Source organism: Nocardia gipuzkoensis, from assembly GCF_021183645.1.
Classification (GTDB): Bacteria; Actinomycetota; Actinomycetes; order Mycobacteriales; family Mycobacteriaceae; genus Nocardia; species Nocardia abscessus.
The window spans coordinates 503,069-520,109 of sequence record NZ_CP089225.1; the positions used below are offsets into that span (position 1 = coordinate 503,069).

A 17,041-nucleotide genomic window follows, 5' to 3' on the forward strand; every position below is an offset into this window, starting at 1 on the left:
TCAGTCCGGCAGGGTGACGACTCCATCGAGGTAGCGGCGGCATCGTCCGAACAGGAGCACCCGGTCGCCGGTCAGTTCGCACCGCAAGCTTCCTCCGCGGCGCGAGAGCTGCCTGGCCCGCAGTTCGGTGCGGCCGAGCCGCTCGCTCCACAGCGGAACCAGCTGGGCGTGCGCGGAGCCCGTGACCGGATCCTCCGGGACGCCCACGCCGGGGGCGAAGAACCGGGAGACGAAGTCGACCGAGTCGCCGGGCGCGGTGACGATTGTGCCGCGCGGCAGCGCGGGGAACGCCGAGAGCACCGGCGCGATATCGCGCACCTCCTGTTCGGTCGCCACGACGAGCACCTCGTCGGTGCCGGAATACGCGCGCACCGGGCGCACCCCGAGCGCCGCGACGAGCGCCGGATCGGGCTGCACCGGAATGCTCGGCACGGCAGGCAGATCGAGGACGAACTCGTCGTCGTCGGTGCGGTCGACGTGCAGCCAGCCGCTGCGGGTGTAGAAACTCACCCGGTCCTCGCCGGGATGCATGTCGACCAGGATCTGCGCGGCGCTGGCCAGGGTGGCGTGCCCGCACAGGGCGACCTCCACCCGCGGTGTGAACCACCGGAGGTGAAAAGCGGGCCACTCGCCCGGCGGCACGCCCGCCTCGGGAGGTAATTGCGACGTATAGAACGCGGTCTCGGCGAGGTTGTTCTCCTCGGCCAGCTGTTGCAGCAACGCATCCGGCAGCCACGACGGGAGCGGCATCACCGCGGCCGGGTTGCCCGAGAACGGTGCGTCGGCGAACGCGTCGATCTGGTGCAGCAGTACCTCCATAATCTCCAGAAGGTACTCCAACTCTGAATGGTCGCCTCGCACAAGGCTTCTCGTGGCGCGCCGAGTCAGGCGTCCAGTCTGTCAGGCGGCCCCGCCGGGCGAGCTCGGCAACAGTTGCCGCTCGTCTCCGCGCAACCTCGCGCTCACCCACCAGACGGCCTCCACGAGCACGATGCCGACCAGGCCACAGACCACCGCCGCACCGGTGAGCGCGAGGTTGGAGGGGTCGAGTTTGAAGAACTCGCGGGTGAACGGAACGGTGAACAAGAAGACGTATGCCGCCACCGACACCGCGATCAGCACCACCTTCCACCAGACGTACGGCCGGGCGACGATGGCCAGCACCCACACCGCGATCATGATCAGCGTGATGAGGGCGGTGGTGCCCGCCTGCACCTTCTGCTCCTCACCGGCGTTCGGCCCGGCGTAGGCGATCAGGTACGCGACGAAGGTGGCCCCGCCGATCACCACGCCCGACGGGATGGCCAACCGCATGACCCGCCCGACGAACCCCGGACGGGCGCGCTCGTTGTTGGGCGCGAGCGAGAGGATGAACGCCGGAATGCCGATGGTGAACCAGGCCGCGATCGTGACGTGGCGCGGCAGGAACGGGTAGCCGATGGGCTCATAGCCGAAGATCTGCGAGCCGACCCCGGCGGCGCCGACCAGAAAGGCGAGCAGCACGGAATAGACGGTCTTGGTGAGGAACAGGTTCGACACCCGCTCGATGTTGCCGATCACCCGGCGCCCTTCGCCGACCACGTACGGCAGCGTGGCGAACTTGTTGTCCAGCAGGACGATCTGCGCCACCGCCCTGGTCGCCGGGCTGCCCGCGCCCATGGCCACGCCGATGTCCGAATCCTTCAGCGCGAGAACGTCGTTGACCCCATCGCCGGTCATCGCCACGGTGTGGCCACGCGATTGCAGAGCCGACACCATGGCGCGCTTCTGGTCCGGACGGACGCGTCCGAAGGTGGTGTTGCGATCCAGCACGTCGGCCAGTCCGTCGCGGTCCTCCGGCAGCTCCCGCGCGTCGATCGGACGGTCGCCGCCCGGCAGGTCGAGCGAGGAGGCCACCGCGCCGACCGACACGGCGTTGTCGCCGGAGATGACCTTGATCGACACATCCTGGCTCGCGAAGTAGTCGAGCGTGCCGCGGGCGTCGGGCCGGACCTTCTGCTCCAGCACCACCAGGGCGGCGGGCCGTACCACGCCCGGCGCGTCCGGCGCGTCCACCGGACGGTCGCCGCGGGCCAGCAGCAGGACGCGCAGACCGGAGGCGCCGAGTTCCTCCGCGACTCGCGCTTCCGCGGAGTTCGGGTCGAGCAGCACGTCCGGCGCGCCGAGCAGCCAGTCGCCGTGCTCGCCATAGGAGCAGCCGCTCCACTTCTTGGCCGAAGAGAACGGCGCGACGGCGGTGCGCTGCCAGCCGGGACCGTCCGGCAGCTGTTCCGCGATCGCCTGCACGCTCGCGTTGGGCCGCGGATCGTCGGCGGCCAGCGCGGCCAGCGCGGTGCGGACCTCGCCGTCGTCGAAGCTCGCCAACGTCTTGATGTCCGACAGCCGCATGCCGTTCTCGGTCAGCGTGCCGGTCTTGTCCGCGCACACCACGTCGACGCGGGCCAGCCCCTCGATCGCGGGCAACTCCTGGACCAGGCACTGCCGCCGCCCGAGCCGCACCACGCCCACCGCGAACGCGATCGACGTCATCAGCACCAGTCCCTCGGGCACCATCGGCACCAGCGCCGCCACCATGCCGGTGACCGCGGGCCGCCAGGTCTCCTCGCTGGAGACAAGCTGGTTGTAGATGCTCAGCAGCCCCGCGGGAATGAGCAGGTAGGTGATGAACTTCAGGATCTTGTCGATGCCGCTGCGCAGTTCGGAGTGCACCAGGGTGAACTTGCTCGCCTCCTCGGCCAGCTGCGCCGCGTAGGCGTCCCGGCCGACCTTGGTGGCGCGATAGGCGCCGGACCCGGAGACCACGTAGCTGCCCGACATCACCGTGGCGCCGATCGCCTTGTCGATCGGATCGGCCTCGCCGGTGAGCAAGGACTCGTCCACCTCGAGCTGCGCGGACTCCTCGACCGTGCCGTCCACCACGATCTGGTCGCCGGGACCGAGTTCGATCAGGTCGTCGAGCACGACCTCGTGCGGCGCGACCTCGACGGCCGCGCCGTCGCGGCGGACGGTCGGCTTGGCCTGGCTGACGATGGCCAACCGGTCCAGGGTGCGTTTGGCCCGGATCTCCTGGATGATGCCGACCGCGCTGTTGGCGACGATCAGCAGGCCGAACATGCCGTCGATGATCGATCCCGTGGCCAGCACCAGGACGAAAAGGACGCCGAGGATGGCGTTGATCCTGGTGAAGACGTTCGCGCGGACGATGTCGCGAACCGAGCGGCTCGCCCGATCCGGGACGTCGTTGGTCCGCCCGTCACGGCGGCGTTGCTCGACCTCGGCGGCGGTGAGTCCGGTGGCGCCCGAGGCCTGCAGGGTAATCGACATGACCGCAAGGCTACGTGACAACTACGTTCGTCCTCGTGCGGCGAAGCAGGTCCATCCCCGGTGTGACGTTCGGAACGAGCGCGTACTTCCTGTGGGGATTGTTCCCCGCGTTCTTCGGTTTGCTGGCGTTCGCGAGCCCGAGTGAGGTGGTGGCGCAGCGGATCATCTGGACGCTGGTCGTCGTGCTCGCGGCGCTCGCCGTGAGCGGGCGCCTACGCGAGTTGCGCGGCATCAGCGGCCGGGTCTGGAGCCTGGCGGCCGTCGCCTCCGCCGCGATCGCGCTCAACTGGGGCGTGTACGTCTACGGCGTCATCTCCGGTCACATCGTGGAGTGCGCGCTCGGCTACTTCATCAACCCCTTGGTCACCGTCGCGTTCGGCGTGGTGATCTTCCGCGAGCGGCTGAGCGGGGCCCAGTGGGCCGCGCTCACGCTCGGCGCGACCGCGGTGGCCGTGCTCACGGTCGACTACGGCAGGCCGCCGATCATCGCCCTGGCCTTGGCCTGTTCCTTCGCCACCTATGGTCTGGTGAAGAAAGTGATCCCGTTGGACGCGCTGCGCGGCATCGCCGCCGAGGGCATCGTCGCCGTGCCGTTCGCGCTGGCGTTCGCGATCGGGCTCGCGGTCACCGGGCACAGCGAATTCACTTCCAGCCCCGGGCACACCGCGCTGATGGCGGCCACCGGACCGGTCACCCTCGTTCCGCTGCTGCTGTTCGCGGTGGCGGCCCAGCGGGTCGCGCTGTCCACCATGGGCCTACTGCAGTACCTCACGCCCGCACTCCAGATGGCCTGGGGCGTCGCCATCGCGCACGAACCGATGCCCGCCTCCCGGTGGGCCGGTTTCGCCCTGATCTGGGCCGCGCTGGCGATCTTCACCACCGACGTGCTGCTACGAACCCGGCGAGCACGCCGCGCATCGCACGATGTCACCGAATCCGACCCACACGCGAACGATGCCGAGTCCATACCATGAGCCACGTCCGACGGCTTCATTTGCTACGCCCGTAGCGGATAGCTACGCTTGTAGCATGACTGCGCTGCCCGCTCGTGAACTGCGAAATCACACCGCCGAGGTGTTGCGCCGCGTCGAGGCCGGCGAGGAGATCGAAATCCTCAAGGACAACCGCCCGGTCGCCAAGATCATCCCGCTGCCTCGGCGGCGGCAGTGGGTGCCCGCATCGGAAGTCCTCCGAGAACTGGTTCGTCTCGGCCCGGATACCACGGGCCTGCGGGAGGAACTCCGCGAGACGTTGACCGACACGACGGACGACCTGCCGTGGTGAACATGCAACGCGCACTGGCGGACACATCGATATTCATCGGCATCGAGGCGGAGCGCTTCGATCCGACCCGGTTCGACGGGTACGAATGGGGCGTGTCGGTCGTCACCCTCGGTGAACTACGCCTCGGAGTGCTGCGAGCTTCGAGTCCCGAAGTGTCGGCCCGCAGGCTGGCGACCTACCAGCTGGCCCAGCGGTTTCAGCCACTCGAGCTGGATGAGGCCGTCGCGGAATACTGGGCCCTGCTGGTAGCACGCCTCCGGGCCGCCGGACGCAAGGTCCCGATCAACGACAGCTGGATCGCGGCAACCGCGCTGGCACACGATATTCCGATCGTGACCCAGGATGGCGATTACGACGCGATGCCGGACCTGAAGGTACTGAAGTTGTAGGCGACCGCGCGAAGACGGGCCGGCCGCCGAGACGAATCCCGGCGACCGGCCCGACCGGTCGTGCGAAATCAGCTGCAAGCCGCCGACTGCTGGCCGAGGTTGGTCAGCATGGTGCAAGCCCATGCCTTCTGGATCTTCCACTTGCCGTTGTCGGCGACGAACGGCACGTCGACGATGTTCTCCTGGCCGTTGAGGATGAACTTGGCCTTCGCGTTCACACTGTCGCCGAACGAGGTGACGTCGGTGACCTCGATCTTCACGTCGGCGCCCGCCGCGGCCTGGGACAGGCGGTCCGGCAGCGTCGGATCGACTTCGGCGCCCTGGACGTTGTCCAGCTTCTCGGAGGCGGGCACCGCCGGGTCCAGCGCACGGGCGAGGGCGGTGTTCAGCTCCGCGGGGGTCGGGACCGGCGGCAGGTTCGCGCTCGCGGCGGCCGACGCCTTGGCGCTGGTCGACGTCTTGGCGGCGGGCTTGCTGTCCTTGTCGTCGCCACCACAGGCGGTCAGGCCAAGCGCGGCGACGATGGCCAGTCCGGCGATCGCGATGCGTCCAGTCTTACGAAGCTTCAACTGCTCGTCCTTTGCGTTCGAGAGGTGCGTGTCGGTTCCACCGTGGCAGCCGCCACCCGAACCGGCGGCGCTGCACGAGGTCCCAGGCTACCGGCACCGGGCGGCGCCGCCCGGATCCACACGGAACCGACGAATGTCGTCGGCAGCGAACGTACGCGTCGGGCGGGGGTATGTCGAGCCGTCGGCACGGCTGCGTCAGAGCAGACTGCCCAGCGGATCGGCCCGGGTGAGCGCGGCATCGTCGGCGGCGAAGGTGCGCGCGGGACCCGGACCGGTGGAACGGGTTTCGAAGCGCACGGTCACGACACCGTGCCCGGCGCCCTGCACCCAGCCGTGGCCGTGCTCGGGATGTGTCACGTCCATGCCGGGATGCCACACGACGACGGGCAGCGTGGGCGCGACGGTGCGCGAGGCCTCGCCGAGGTCGGCGGGCAGCGCCGGTTCCGGTTCCGGTTCCGCGACGGTGCTCGCGGCGGCCGGGCCGCGATCGAGTTCGGGGAACAGCGACTCCTGGCGGACTGTGGACAGGCCGCCGTAGCCGACCCCGACGAGCCGGATCGGCCCCAGTTCCCTCGGGTCGAGCGCCGACCGCTGCGCGGCGGCCGTGAGCGTGGCCAGGTCCTCGGTGGCGTACGGCAGGGTGAAGGAACGGGTGACGATGCTCATATCGGATTTCCTCAGTTTGAGCACCACCGTGCGGGCCGCCCGGCCGTCACCGGTCAGGCGCCGGTGCGCCGCGGCGGCCATGTCCTCGATGGCCGGGCGGAGCTGGTCGAGGCTGACGATGTCGGTTTCGTACGTGGTCTCGGCACTGATCTGTTTCGCCTCGGTGCGTTCGGCGACCGGGCGGTCGTCGATGCCGCGAGCCAGCCGGTGCAGCGCCGCGCCCACGCTGCCGCCGAGGATCGACATCGCCTCCGATTCCGGCAGGGCGGCGAACGCGCCGACGGTCTCGATGCCGAGGGAGCGCAACCTGCTCTCCGCGACCGGCCCGATCCCCCACAGCTTGCGCACCGGAAGACCCGCGAGCAGACGGGGCTGCTCGACCGGCGAGATGACCCGGATTCCATCCGGTTTGGCCAAGCCGGAGGCGATCTTCGCCAGTTGCTTCCCGGTTCCGGCGCCCACCGAGGCGGTCAGACCGGTCCGTTCCCGCACCACCGCGCGCAATTCCGCGCAGAACGCGTACACCTGCGCCACCGTCGCGCCGGCCAGCTCGGCCGGTTCGCCGAACGCCTCGTCGAACGACAGCGTCTCCAGCACCGGGATCCGGCTGCGCAGCGCGTCGAAGACCTGGCCGCTCACCACGCCGTAGACCGCCCCGCGCGGCGGCACCACCACCGCGCCGACGCCGACCAGCCTGCGCGCCTGATGCATCGGCATCGCCGAGCGGGCGCCGTACACCCGCGCCTCGTAACTGGCTCCGGCCACCACCCCGCGCCCGCCGGTCCCCCCGACCAGCACCGGCCTGCCACGCAAGGTCGGCCGGGTCAACTGCTCGACCGAAGCGAAGAACGCGTCCATATCGATGTGCAGCACCCATCGCCGGGCGGCGCTGTCGGCGTCGGCGAGGGCGGGAGGATGCTGCTCGCTCACCGCGATGTCGCCGTGCGGGCCGGTCCGGGTCGCCGCCGCCGGCGCGCGCTCGACGCTCGGGTTCTCGGTACGCACGGCTGCAATGTACGCCCGGCCACCGACAGCTCGGGGCAGGCGGTGACGCTGTCCGGTGGCTGTGCGCTAGCTGTCGGTTCCCTGCCGGTGGCGGCGCCCGCCGCGTCCGGTCCCGGCAACGCCTTCCCGTTCGCCTCCGTGGCCTTGATCTGCCCTTTTCCGCGCCGAGCCGGGTACTGGACCGTCCTGGAAACAAACGCCGACGTACCGCGGGGACGGAGCCGGACCGGCGGTCCGATATGTGATGATCGGACTCATGAATATCCGCAAGGCCGTCATCCCGGCCGCTGGTATCGGCTCCCGGTTGCTTCCGCTGACCAAGGCCATCCCCAAGGAGATGCTGCCCGTCGGTGACAAGCCGGTGATCGAGCACACCGTCCGCGAGCTGGTCGCTTCGGGCATCACCGACATCACCATCGTGGTCAGCGGCGGAAAATCATTGATCCAGGACCACTTCCGTCCCAACCCCGCGCTGGTGGACCAGTTGCGCGCGGACGGCAAGACCGCCTTCGCCGACGCGGTCGAGGAAGTGGGCGAGCTGTCCCGGCTCGGCCACATCACCTACCTCGACCAGCACGGGCCGTACGGTAACGGCACCCCGGTGCTCAACGCCGCCCGCAATCTCGGCGACGAGCCGATGCTGGTGCTGTGGCCGGACGACGTGTTCGTCGCCGAGGTGCCGCGCGCCCAGCAGCTCATCGACGCCTACGAGGCCACCGGAGCCCCCGTCCTCGCGCTGATGCCGATGGACCCGTCCGAGTCGCAGCGCTACGGCGTGCCGGTGGTGGCCGACGACCACGGCAACGGCCTGCTGCGCATCACCGGACTGCGGGAGAAGCCGAAGCCGAAGGACGCGCCCTCGTCCTTCGCCGCGATCGGCGGCTACGTCGTCACTCCCGGCATCATCGAGGAGCTGCGCACGCAGACCGAAGCGTGGTACGAGCACCGCACCGGCGAGGTGTACCTCACCGACGCGATCAACGTGCACGCGGCCGCCAATCCGGTTTACGGTCAGGTGATCCGCGGCCGGTGGTACGACACCGGGAACCCGGCCGACTACCTGGTCGCGCAGTTCGCCTCGGCCCTGGCGCATCCGCAGTACAGTCCGCTGCTGCGCACCCTCGCCGAAGATCTCGGCGACTGACCGGAACCGGGGCCACGCACCTCGCCCGAGTACGTTCGGCGCCACCGCGGCCCCGACCGGGTGCACGGATCGGGGCCGCTGCCATCGTGATCGAGTAACGCCGTCGCGCACCGGCACTTCCCCGGCCGGTGCGCGCTCAGAAGCGGCGGATGGCGTAGATGTCGAATTCGGTCAGTGGAGTGAATCCGACCGGCACACCCCAGTCGTACGCGTTGAGTACCTGTCCGCCACCGGCGTAGATGCCGACGTGCGAGCCGTCGCTGTTCAGCACGACCACGTCGCCGGGTGACAGGGCGGCCCGCGGAACCGGCGTGCCCGCCTTCGCCTGCTGCCAGGTAGTCCGCGGAATGCTCACTCCGACCTGACGGTACGCCCACTGCACGAGACCCGAGCAGTCCCAGCTGGAGGGGCCGGTCCCGCCCCATTCGTAGGGCTTGCCGATCTGCGTCGTCGCCGCGGCAAGCGCGCCGAGACCGTACACACTGGGCACCGGCAAGGCGGCCGAGCCGCTGGCGCTGCCGGATTCACTGCCGGGGCCGCTGCCCGAGGCCGAACCGGAGGAGGCGCTGCCCGGCCCGCTGCCGGAGGCGCTGCCGGTGTCGGCCCAAGCGGGTCCGGCGAGCAGGAGGATGGCGACGATCGAGAGCAGGAATCCGAGCGCGATGCGGTGCAACGATTTTCTCGGCACGTACTCGCCCCTTCCATGGGCGCGGTTGACTGACCACCGATCGGCGGCCTGGCTAACACATGGCATCAGCAGCGGTCACCGATGTGAAACCGCGGCTACCCGCGCCGGACGCGTTACCGGCACGGCCGATTTCCCAAGTAAGACATGCCAGAAAGAGGAACTGCCGCCCCCAGAAAGCGCCTGGGTCACAGCAGCGACATCGCAGATTGTGCCTGGGATTTCGGCGAATTGTCGGGAATCAGCAAATTCTCAGCATGTGATCTACATCACTACACTGGGTGCCGTTTCCGCTGGAGGGAAGTGAGTTCGACCGACGACTTCGAGTGGACCCGGGTCGGCCGCAGAACATGCGGCGCGGTGGTCACTCGCAAACAGCAGCCGGGGCGGGACCTTTCGGTCCCGCCCCGGCTCGCTCGGTATCCGGCGCTCAGGCCTTGGTGATCCTCGCGCGCACGCCGCCGACCAGATCGGCGGCCTCCGGCCCCGCGTCGCCGAAGGTCAGCGTGGTGGCGAGGATTTCGCCCGCGATCAGGTCGCGATGGGTCTCGGCCCACACGGCCCGGTCCGCGGGCACGTCCAGCACCACGGTGATGCGGTCGGAGACGTCCAGCCCGGCGGACTTCCTGGTCTCCTGGAGGTCGCGGATCAGATCCCGCGCCCAGCCCTCGGCCTCCAGTTCCTCGGTGACCACCGAATTCAGCACCACGAGACCCGCGTTACCGGGCAGCGCCGCGGTCGACTCGGGTTCGGCGGCGACCAGGCGCTGGGTGTACTCCTCGGGCAGCAGGGCGATTCCGGCCGCCCGGACGGTGCCGTCGGCGTCCTCGGACCACTCCCCGGCCTTCACCGCCTTGATCACCGTCTGCACGTCCTTGCCCAGGCGCGGACCCGCGGCGCGGGCGTTGACCACCAGCTCGAACCGGCCGTGCGAGTCCACGTCGGTGGTCAGGTCCACCTTCTTGACGTTGACCTCGTCGGCCACGATGTCGGCGAACGGGGCCAGCCGCTCGGCGTCGGCCGCCGCGATGGTCACCTCGGCCAGCGGCAGCCGCACCCGCAGGTTCTGCGCCTTCCGCAGGCTCAGCACCGTCGAGCACACCACGCGCACCTCGTCCATGGCGGCGACCAGCTCCGGATCGTCCGGCAGTTCACCCTCCTTCGGCCAATCGGCCAGGTGCACCGAGTCGCCGCCGGTCAGCCCGCGCCAGATCACCTCGGTGATCAGCGGCAGCAACGGCGCCGCCAGCCGGGTGACCACCTCGAGCACCGTGTGCAGGGTGTCCACCGCGTCGCGGTCCTCGCTCCAGAACCGCGACCGCGAGCGCCGCACGTACCAGTTGGTCAGCGCGTCGGCGAACGAGCGCAGTTCCTCGCACGCGCCCGCGATGTCGTAGGCCTCCAGCGCCGCGGTGATGACGTCCCTGGTTCGCGCCAGCTTCGCCAGGATGTAGCGATCGAGCACATGCGGCGAATCCGTGCGCCACACCCCCGGCTTCGAGGCGTACAGCTGCAGGAAGGTCCACGCGTTCCACAGCGGACGCAGCGCGTGGCTCACTCCTTCCCGGATGCCGCGCTCGGTGACGATGAGATTGCCGCCGCGCAGGATCGGCGAGCTCATCAGGAACCAGCGCATCGCGTCCGAGCCGTCCCGGTCGAACACCTCGTTGACGTCCGGGTAGTTGCCTTTGGACTTGCTCATCTTCAGGCCGTCGTCGCCGAGCACGATGCCGTGCGCGGCAACGGTCTTGAACGCCGGGGAATCGAACAGAGCCGTCGCCAGCACGTGCAGCGTGTAGAACCAGCCGCGGGTCTGCCCGTTGTACTCGACGATGAAATCGCCGGGGAAGTGGCTGTCGAACCACTCCTTGTTCTCGAACGGGTAGTGCACCTGGGCATACGGCATCGAACCGGATTCGAACCAGCAGTCCAGCACCTCCGGCACCCGGCGCATGGTCGACTTGCCGGTCGGGTCGTCGGGATTCGGCCGGGTGAGCTCGTCGATCATCGGGCGGTGCAGATCGGCCGGGCGCACACCGAAGTCGCGCTCCAGCTCGTCCAGCGAGCCGTACACGTCGACGCGCGGATAGGCCGGATCGTCGGACACCCACACCGGGATCGGGCTGCCCCAGTAGCGGTTGCGGCTGATGTTCCAGTCCCGCGCGCCTTCCAGCCACTTGCCGAACTGGCCGTCGCGGATGTGCTCGGGCACCCAGGTGATCTGCTTGTTCAGCTCGACCATCCGCTCACGGAACTTGGTGACCGCGACGAACCAGGACGGCACGGCCATGTAGATCAGCGGCTGCCCGGAGCGCCAGCTGTGCGGATAGGAGTGCTCGATCGTCTCGTGCCGCAACAGCTTTCCGGCGGCCTTGAGATCCTTGATGATCACCGGATTGGCGTCGAACACCATCATGCCCTCGTACGGCGGCACCATCGAGGTGAACCTGCCGCCCGCATCCAGCGGCTGCACCAGCTCGATGCCGTGCGTGGTGGCGACATCCATGTCCTCCTCACCGAAGGCAGGCGCCAGATGCACGATCCCGGTGCCGGAGTCGGTGGTCACGTAGTCGGCGTTGAGCACACGGTGCGCGTTGGGGTGGCCGAGGAAGAAGTCGAACGGCGGCGCGTAGGACAGGCCGGCCAGCGCGGCGCCGTCGAACTCGCCGAGCACCTGCGGGTCCTCGCCGAACTCCCGCGCGTAGTGCGAAACACGTTCGGCCGCGAGCAGGTAACGCTTGCCGTCGGCCGCGCGCAGGTGCACGTAGCGGACGTCGGGGTGCACCGCGATCGCCAGGTTCGACGGCAGCGTCCACGGCGTCGTGGTCCAGATCAGCGCGTTGGCACCGTCGAGTTCGTGCAGCGGATGCTCCGCGGGCACGCGCAACGCGATGTCGACGGTGACCGCCGGATCCTGGCGCATCTTGTACGCGTCGTCGAGGCGGGTTTCCTGATTCGACAACGGCGTCTGCTCATACCAGCTGTAAGGCAGCACCCGGAAACCCTGATAGATCAGTCCTTTGTCGTACAGCGACTTGAACGCCCACATCACCGACTCCATGAAGTCGGTGTCCAGCGTCTTGTAGTCGTTGTCGAAGTCGACCCAGCGAGCCTGGCGCGTCACGTAGTCGCGCCATTCCCCGGTGTAGCGCAGCACCGACGACTTACAGGCCGCGTTGAATTCCGCGAGGCCCATCGCATCGATCTGTGATTTGTCCGTGATACCGAGCTGCTTTTCGGCTTCGATTTCCGCGGGCAATCCGTGGCAGTCCCAACCGAACCGCCGATCGACCCGCTTGCCGCGCATGGTCTGGAAACGCGGAACGAGGTCCTTGACGTATCCGGTGAGCAAATGTCCGTAATGCGGCAGACCGTTGGCAAAGGGCGGCCCGTCGTAGAAGACGAATTCCGCTGCGCCGGAACGGTTTTCGATGCTCGAGCGGAAGGTGTCGGCGGCCGCCCATGCGTCGAGCACGCGGCGCTCCATCTCGGGGAACGACGCCCCGTTGCCGACGCTCAGGTCGACGCGCGGGTACGCGCTGTTGCTGGAAGTGTGGTCCGCCATGGCGGATGCGTCTCCTCGTGCCGTGTTCGTTGGCACGGGGACGATGACGGCGCCCGGTGCGCCGAAACCGCGGTACCACCCCGCTTGTCCGGCTTGGAGCACCGGACCTCTCGTTCACGAGCTGTGACGGGCTCACCCGTTCGGTTCTACTGAGCGGCCGCCCCGCAGGCCGTGCCGCCGTTCTTCCGAAGGCTCCCCGGTGATAGCCGGATCGACGCCGTATTCATGTTTGATTCTAGCCTCAGCGGTCAACTCATTTGATGAGGCGGGTCAGCGCTGAGCCGGCGCGGACGCCTTCACCGTTTGGCATGACGACCGGGAGGCGGCGGAGCATCACCATCCGGACTCCGCATGGACAACGCGCTCACCAGCAAGAGCATCGCACCGATGACGCACACCACGATGCAGCCCCACGCCCAGATCACCGATCCGGTCGTGAGCGCGGCCACGAGCAGGGCGAAGCCGATCGCGGCAAGGACGAGTGTCAAGACGAGCATGGTGACCCCCAAGGCATGCCGGGCGGCTCGACAGTTCCTCTAACGGTATGCGAACTGCTGTGCTGGGGCGAGGCGCGTTACTTACCGCCCTTGGCGAAGGAAGCCGGCGCCAGGTTGTTCGCCGTGTTGGCATCCGCGAAGGCTTCGCCGCCGTCGACCGGAACGGCCGAGCCACGGTTCTCCAGCTCCTCGAGCTGCGACTCCAGGTACGACTTCAACCGCACCCGGTACTCCCGCTCGAACGTCTTGAGCTGCTCGATCCGGCTCTCCAGCACGCTGCGCTGCTGGGTGATGGTCGCCATGATCTCGGTGTGCTTGCGCTCGGCGTCCGCCTGCAGCGCGTCGGCCTTCTCCTTGGCCTGGCGCAGCTGGCTGTCCGAGCGGGTCTGCGCGTCCGACAGCATCGCGTCCGACTTCTGGCGAGCGTCGGCGATCATGGCCTCCGACCGCGTCCTGGCGTCTCCGACCAGTCGCTCGGAATTCGCCCGGGCATTCGACAGCAAACTTTCCGCTTCGGACTTCGCGTCGCTGGTCAGCCGATCCGCCATCTCCTGGGCGAGGCTGAGCACCTTGGCCGCCTGCAGGTTCGCGTCCGCACCGGGCGCGTCCTTGGCCACCGGCGCGGCCGGCATCGGGGCGGGCGGCGCCGCGGGAACCGGAGGCTTGATCGGTTCCGGTTGCGGCGGCGGAGCCTGCGGGACCGGCGGTTTCGCGGCGTTCACCAGGCCAGGACCGCGGTTCTTCTTGGCATCGGCCAGCTCCGCGTCGAGTTCGGCGACCCGCTGGCGCAGATCCGCGTTCTCCTCGATCAGACGCGACAGCTCCTGCTCGACCAGATCCAGGAACGCGTCGACTTCGTCCTCGTTGTAGCCGCGCTTCCCGATCGGCGGTTTGCTGAACGCGACGTTGTGCACATCGGCTGGGGTCAGCGGCATGGAAGGATCCCTTCACGCGTCTTTTGGAGATCTAGCAGATCTAGCAAGCTGTCTTCTCGGCCCATTCTGTCACACCGGAGCTACCGGTTGCCCGAGCCTGCCCACGATCGACATCAGGATGAAGACGATGAAAAGCAGGACCATAATCGACAGATCCAGGCGAATTCCGCCCAGCGACACCGGGGGTATCAACCGCCTCAGCAGTTTCACCGGAGGGTCGGTGATCGTGAAGATCACCTCCAGGACGACGACCACGACACCGGTAGGACGCCAGTCTCGGGCAAAGCTACGGATGAACTCGACGATCACCCGGCTGATCAGCAACAGCCAGAAGATGAACAGTACGAAGTACAGCACCGCGAACAAGGCCACGACTTCACTCTGCCGTAAAAATCGCTTCGCGCAAAATGACCGCGCCGCACAACCTGCGTGCGGTCTGCTCCACCCCCTAGATCACGAGCTTATTTCTGGTTGTAGAAGCCGGTTTCCGCGATGCGTCTGCGTTCTTCCGCTGATACGTCGACATCCGCCGGTGAGAGCAGGAACACTTTCGTCGCCACCTTGTCGAACGACCCGCGCAGCGCGAAGGCCAGACCCGCGGCGAAGTCGACCAGCCGCTTGGCGTCGGCGTTGCTCAGATCCACCAGGTCCATGATCACCGGGTTGCCCTCACGGAAGCGTTCGCCGATGATCCGAGCCTCGCTGTAGTCGCGCGGGCGCAGCGTCGTGATCTTGGACAAGGGGCCTCCGTCCTCGAAGATCCCGGGCCGCCGCACCGGGGCGGGCTCGGGACGCACGCGCTCCTCCAGCCTGCGCTCCTCGGCGTCGGGATCGACGGCGAGCGCGCCACGGGTGGCACCGCGCAGCGGCGGCGCGGTTCCGCCCGCGCGGAACCGGCCCGACGGGGCGGAGTCGATCCGGGTGGGACGCCGGGGCGCGTCGTAGCGATCGTCGCCGTAGGGCTCGTCGCCGTAGTCGTCGCGACGAGACACCGAGTAACCCGGCTTGTACGGCGACTTGTAGGCGGGCTCGGGGTAGTCGACGTCGTCGAAACGGCCCGCGCCGTATCGATCTTCGCCGTAGCGATCGACGTAGCCGTCGCGGTCGGTGTAGTCACGGGGCCGGGGCCGACGAGCACCGCGCTCGTCCACGCCCCGGGGGGCGCGGTCGTCGACGTAGTCGTCTTCGTAATCCTCGAGCGGAACCATGCCGAAGTACGCCTTGAACTTGTGCAGCGTGCTCATTGGTCGACCTTCCTTCGGCCCCGGTGGCGGCCGGGTGTTGAAGTCTTGCTCAGCCCTCTTCAGTTGCCAGCATATGTGTCGAATGTGACTGATGAGGTTTCTTTGCTAGCCCGAGGTTATCGGTCGCATACCCATCAAGGCGGTACCGACACGCACAACCGTCGAACCGTGTTCGATCGCGGATTCCAGATCGCCCGACATTCCCGCGGAAAGCTCCGTCGCGTCCGGATGAACGGCGAGCAACAACGTGTGCAACGTCGCAAGTCGCGCAAATGCGGCATCAGACTCCACCCCCAAGGGCGGAATGGCCATCAGACCCGACAAACGTAATCCCGAAGAGTTCGCAATCCGTTCTGCGAGCACGGGAAGATCGTCCGCCGCGACACCCCCGCGCGCCGGGTCGTCGTCCAGGCTCACCTGGAGCAACACCTGGATCGGTGCGGTACGCTCCCCCGCCTCCAGCGCGGCCACCGCACCGGCGTCGAGAGCGGTTGCCAGACGTTCGCTGTCGACCGAGTGGACGGTGTGCGCCCACCGGGCCACGCTGCGTGCCTTGTTCCGCTGCAACCGCCCGATCATGTGCCAGCGGAGGTCGGTGAGGCCTTGCTCACGCAGAGCCGAGACCTTGGCGGCGGCCTCCTGCTCGCGCGATTCGCCGAACTCGCGCCGGCCGAGCCGGTGCAGAATCGCCACATCGGAGGCGGGGAAGAATTTCGTCACCGGTAGCAGCCGCACCGAATCGGGCGCCCGGCCCGCCGCCCGGCAAGCCGCGTCGATGCGGGCGAGCAGACCGGCCAGGTTCTCCGACAGTTCGGCGGTACGTGCGGCGAGCGAGCCGTCCACCGCGATCCCCGTTTCGGCGCTCATGCCCGCACCTCGCCCTGGTCGCGGATCGCGCCCCGGCTCATACGGTGGCCTCCATCCAGATCACTCCGCCGATCCGGCCGGTCGGCGCGCCACGGCGATGACTGAACAAGGTGTGGTCCTCGATGGTGCAGCGCGGGTCGACCGCGATTCCGCCGACACCTGCCTCGGCGAGCTGGCGGGAAATGCCCGCGCGCAAGTCGAGGCCGGGCGTGCCGCGCACGGTGGTGGTCGCGCTGCCGGGCAGGTGCGCTTCGACGTCGGCGCGCATCGCGGCGGGAACCTCGTACTGACGGCCGGAGGCCGCGGGCCCGAGGAACGCCCCGATCCGGTCCAGGCGAGCACCGACCGACACCATCGCCTCCAGCACGCGCGGCACGATGCCGATGCGGGCGCCGATCCGCCCGGCGTGCACGGCGGCGATCACGCCCGCCTCGTCGTCGGACAGCAGGACGGGTACGCAATCGGCGGTGAGCACTACCAGCGCGAGGCCGGGCACCGTGGTCACGAGCGCGTCGGTGGCGGGGACCGGCTCGGCGCGCGGGCCGTCGACGATCTCCACGTTGCGGCCGTGGATCTGTTCCATCCAGACCAGCCGCTCGGGCGTCAGGCCGATGCCGTCGGCCAGCCGGTCGCGGTTGCGCCGCACCGCCGCCGGATCGTCGCCGACGTGGTCGCCGAGGTTGAACGAGTCGTAGGGTGGCGCCGAGTAGCCTCCGGACCTGGTCGTGGTGACCCGTCGGACAGTGATGGTCGGCGCGATAGTCATGGCCACGAGCCTAATGGCGCTCGGCGAAGGCCGTCGAAATGCCCAGGTAGAGGCGGAATCTTCCCCCGATAGATCGCGCAGGGCCGTCTCCCGGCCTGCGC

16 protein-coding genes are annotated in these 17,041 nt (G+C 68.6%); 4 read left to right on the forward strand and 12 right to left on the reverse strand.

Annotated elements, in window-relative coordinates:
- Both LTT66_RS02310 and LTT66_RS02315 read right to left on the reverse strand, forming a co-directional pair.
- Complete coding sequence (locus tag LTT66_RS02310) at positions 1-819, reverse strand: PhzF family phenazine biosynthesis protein (RefSeq protein WP_195065132.1); 819 nt, start codon at positions 817-819, stop codon at positions 1-3.
- 81 nt (positions 820-900) lie between these two features.
- Positions 901-3,324: an HAD-IC family P-type ATPase gene (locus tag LTT66_RS02315; protein WP_233063489.1), complete on the reverse strand. Its 2,424-nt coding sequence runs from the start codon at positions 3,322-3,324 to the stop codon at positions 901-903.
- 35 nt (positions 3,325-3,359) lie between these two features.
- Between LTT66_RS02315 and rarD the strand changes: the two genes are divergently transcribed.
- From rarD to LTT66_RS02330, 3 genes are read left to right on the forward strand one after another with little or no spacing between them, the layout of a single operon-like run.
- A complete protein-coding gene (rarD, locus tag LTT66_RS02320; protein ID WP_233063490.1) occupies positions 3,360-4,298 on the forward strand; it encodes an EamA family transporter RarD in 939 nt (312 codons plus the stop codon).
- A gap of 55 nt (positions 4,299-4,353) precedes the next feature.
- Positions 4,354-4,608 carry a type II toxin-antitoxin system Phd/YefM family antitoxin gene (locus tag LTT66_RS02325; RefSeq protein WP_233063491.1) on the forward strand — a complete coding sequence of 85 codons (255 nt, stop codon included), beginning with the start codon at positions 4,354-4,356 and terminating at the stop codon, positions 4,606-4,608.
- Positions 4,605-4,997, forward strand: coding sequence for a type II toxin-antitoxin system VapC family toxin (locus LTT66_RS02330; protein ID WP_233068960.1), 393 nt, complete (start codon positions 4,605-4,607; stop codon positions 4,995-4,997). Before LTT66_RS02325 ends, LTT66_RS02330 begins: the two co-directional genes overlap by 4 nt.
- Positions 4,998-5,065: 68 nt before the next feature.
- On the opposite strand, the gene LTT66_RS02335 is transcribed toward LTT66_RS02330, so the two are convergent.
- Both LTT66_RS02335 and LTT66_RS02340 read right to left on the reverse strand, forming a co-directional pair.
- Positions 5,066-5,566, reverse strand: coding sequence for a hypothetical protein (locus tag LTT66_RS02335; protein ID WP_233063493.1), 501 nt, complete (start codon positions 5,564-5,566; stop codon positions 5,066-5,068).
- A 195-nt stretch (positions 5,567-5,761) separates the two neighbouring features.
- Positions 5,762-7,090 (reverse strand): DNA polymerase IV, encoded by a 1,329-nt coding sequence (locus tag LTT66_RS02340; protein ID WP_233068961.1) that lies wholly within the window; start codon positions 7,088-7,090, stop codon positions 5,762-5,764.
- A gap of 403 nt (positions 7,091-7,493) precedes the next feature.
- Between LTT66_RS02340 and LTT66_RS02345 the strand changes: the two genes are divergently transcribed.
- A complete protein-coding gene (locus tag LTT66_RS02345; RefSeq protein ID WP_181724539.1) occupies positions 7,494-8,381 on the forward strand; it encodes a UTP--glucose-1-phosphate uridylyltransferase in 888 nt (295 codons plus the stop codon).
- Positions 8,382-8,517: 136 nt separating this feature from the next.
- Here the strand turns inward: LTT66_RS02345 and LTT66_RS02350 are convergent, their stop codons facing one another.
- The 8 genes from LTT66_RS02350 to pgeF form a co-directional block, all read right to left on the reverse strand.
- Complete coding sequence (locus LTT66_RS02350) at positions 8,518-9,069, reverse strand: NlpC/P60 family protein (RefSeq protein WP_233063495.1); 552 nt, start codon at positions 9,067-9,069, stop codon at positions 8,518-8,520.
- A 427-nt stretch (positions 9,070-9,496) separates the two neighbouring features.
- Entirely contained in the window at positions 9,497-12,631 is a 3,135-nt protein-coding gene (gene ileS / locus LTT66_RS02355; RefSeq protein ID WP_233063496.1) for an isoleucine--tRNA ligase, read from the reverse strand.
- 296 nt (positions 12,632-12,927) lie between these two features.
- On the reverse strand, positions 12,928-13,128 hold the full coding sequence (locus LTT66_RS02360; protein WP_083899262.1) for a hypothetical protein: 201 nt from the start codon (positions 13,126-13,128) through the stop codon (positions 12,928-12,930).
- Positions 13,129-13,205: 77 nt separating this feature from the next.
- Positions 13,206-14,063, reverse strand: a complete 858-nt coding sequence (gene wag31, locus LTT66_RS02365; RefSeq protein ID WP_233063497.1) for a DivIVA-like cell division protein Wag31 — start codon at positions 14,061-14,063, stop codon at positions 13,206-13,208.
- Positions 14,064-14,132: 69 nt separating this feature from the next.
- Positions 14,133-14,435 (reverse strand): YggT family protein, encoded by a 303-nt coding sequence (locus LTT66_RS02370; RefSeq protein ID WP_039797136.1) that lies wholly within the window; start codon positions 14,433-14,435, stop codon positions 14,133-14,135.
- Positions 14,436-14,524: 89 nt separating this feature from the next.
- The gene (locus LTT66_RS02375; RefSeq protein ID WP_195065140.1) at positions 14,525-15,307 is read right to left on the reverse strand and encodes a cell division protein SepF; all 783 of its coding nucleotides are present in this window, start codon (positions 15,305-15,307) and stop codon (positions 14,525-14,527) included.
- A gap of 105 nt (positions 15,308-15,412) precedes the next feature.
- On the reverse strand, positions 15,413-16,174 hold the full coding sequence (locus LTT66_RS02380) for a YggS family pyridoxal phosphate-dependent enzyme (RefSeq protein ID WP_233063498.1): 762 nt from the start codon (positions 16,172-16,174) through the stop codon (positions 15,413-15,415).
- A gap of 37 nt (positions 16,175-16,211) precedes the next feature.
- Complete coding sequence (pgeF, locus tag LTT66_RS02385; protein WP_233063499.1) at positions 16,212-16,940, reverse strand: peptidoglycan editing factor PgeF; 729 nt, start codon at positions 16,938-16,940, stop codon at positions 16,212-16,214.
- Positions 16,941-17,041 lie beyond the last annotated feature (101 nt).

Coding starts and splice junctions, on each gene's coding strand:
- ileS (WP_233063496.1), bottom strand. CDS start 12,631: ATGGCGGACCACACTTCCAGCAACAGCGCGTACCCGCGCGTCGACCTG.
- pgeF (WP_233063499.1), bottom strand. CDS start 16,940: ATGACTATCGCGCCGACCATCACTGTCCGACGGGTCACCACGACCAGG.
- LTT66_RS02375 (WP_195065140.1), bottom strand. CDS start 15,307: ATGAGCACGCTGCACAAGTTCAAGGCGTACTTCGGCATGGTTCCGCTC.
- LTT66_RS02310 (WP_195065132.1), bottom strand. CDS start 819: ATGGAGGTACTGCTGCACCAGATCGACGCGTTCGCCGACGCACCGTTC.
- LTT66_RS02325 (WP_233063491.1), top strand. CDS start 4,354: ATGACTGCGCTGCCCGCTCGTGAACTGCGAAATCACACCGCCGAGGTG.
- wag31 (WP_233063497.1), bottom strand. CDS start 14,063: ATGCCGCTGACCCCAGCCGATGTGCACAACGTCGCGTTCAGCAAACCG.
- LTT66_RS02380 (WP_233063498.1), bottom strand. CDS start 16,174: ATGAGCGCCGAAACGGGGATCGCGGTGGACGGCTCGCTCGCCGCACGT.
- LTT66_RS02315 (WP_233063489.1), bottom strand. CDS start 3,324: ATGTCGATTACCCTGCAGGCCTCGGGCGCCACCGGACTCACCGCCGCC.
- LTT66_RS02345 (WP_181724539.1), top strand. CDS start 7,494: ATGAATATCCGCAAGGCCGTCATCCCGGCCGCTGGTATCGGCTCCCGG.
- LTT66_RS02360 (WP_083899262.1), bottom strand. CDS start 13,128: ATGCTCGTCTTGACACTCGTCCTTGCCGCGATCGGCTTCGCCCTGCTC.
- LTT66_RS02340 (WP_233068961.1), bottom strand. CDS start 7,090: ATGGACGCGTTCTTCGCTTCGGTCGAGCAGTTGACCCGGCCGACCTTG.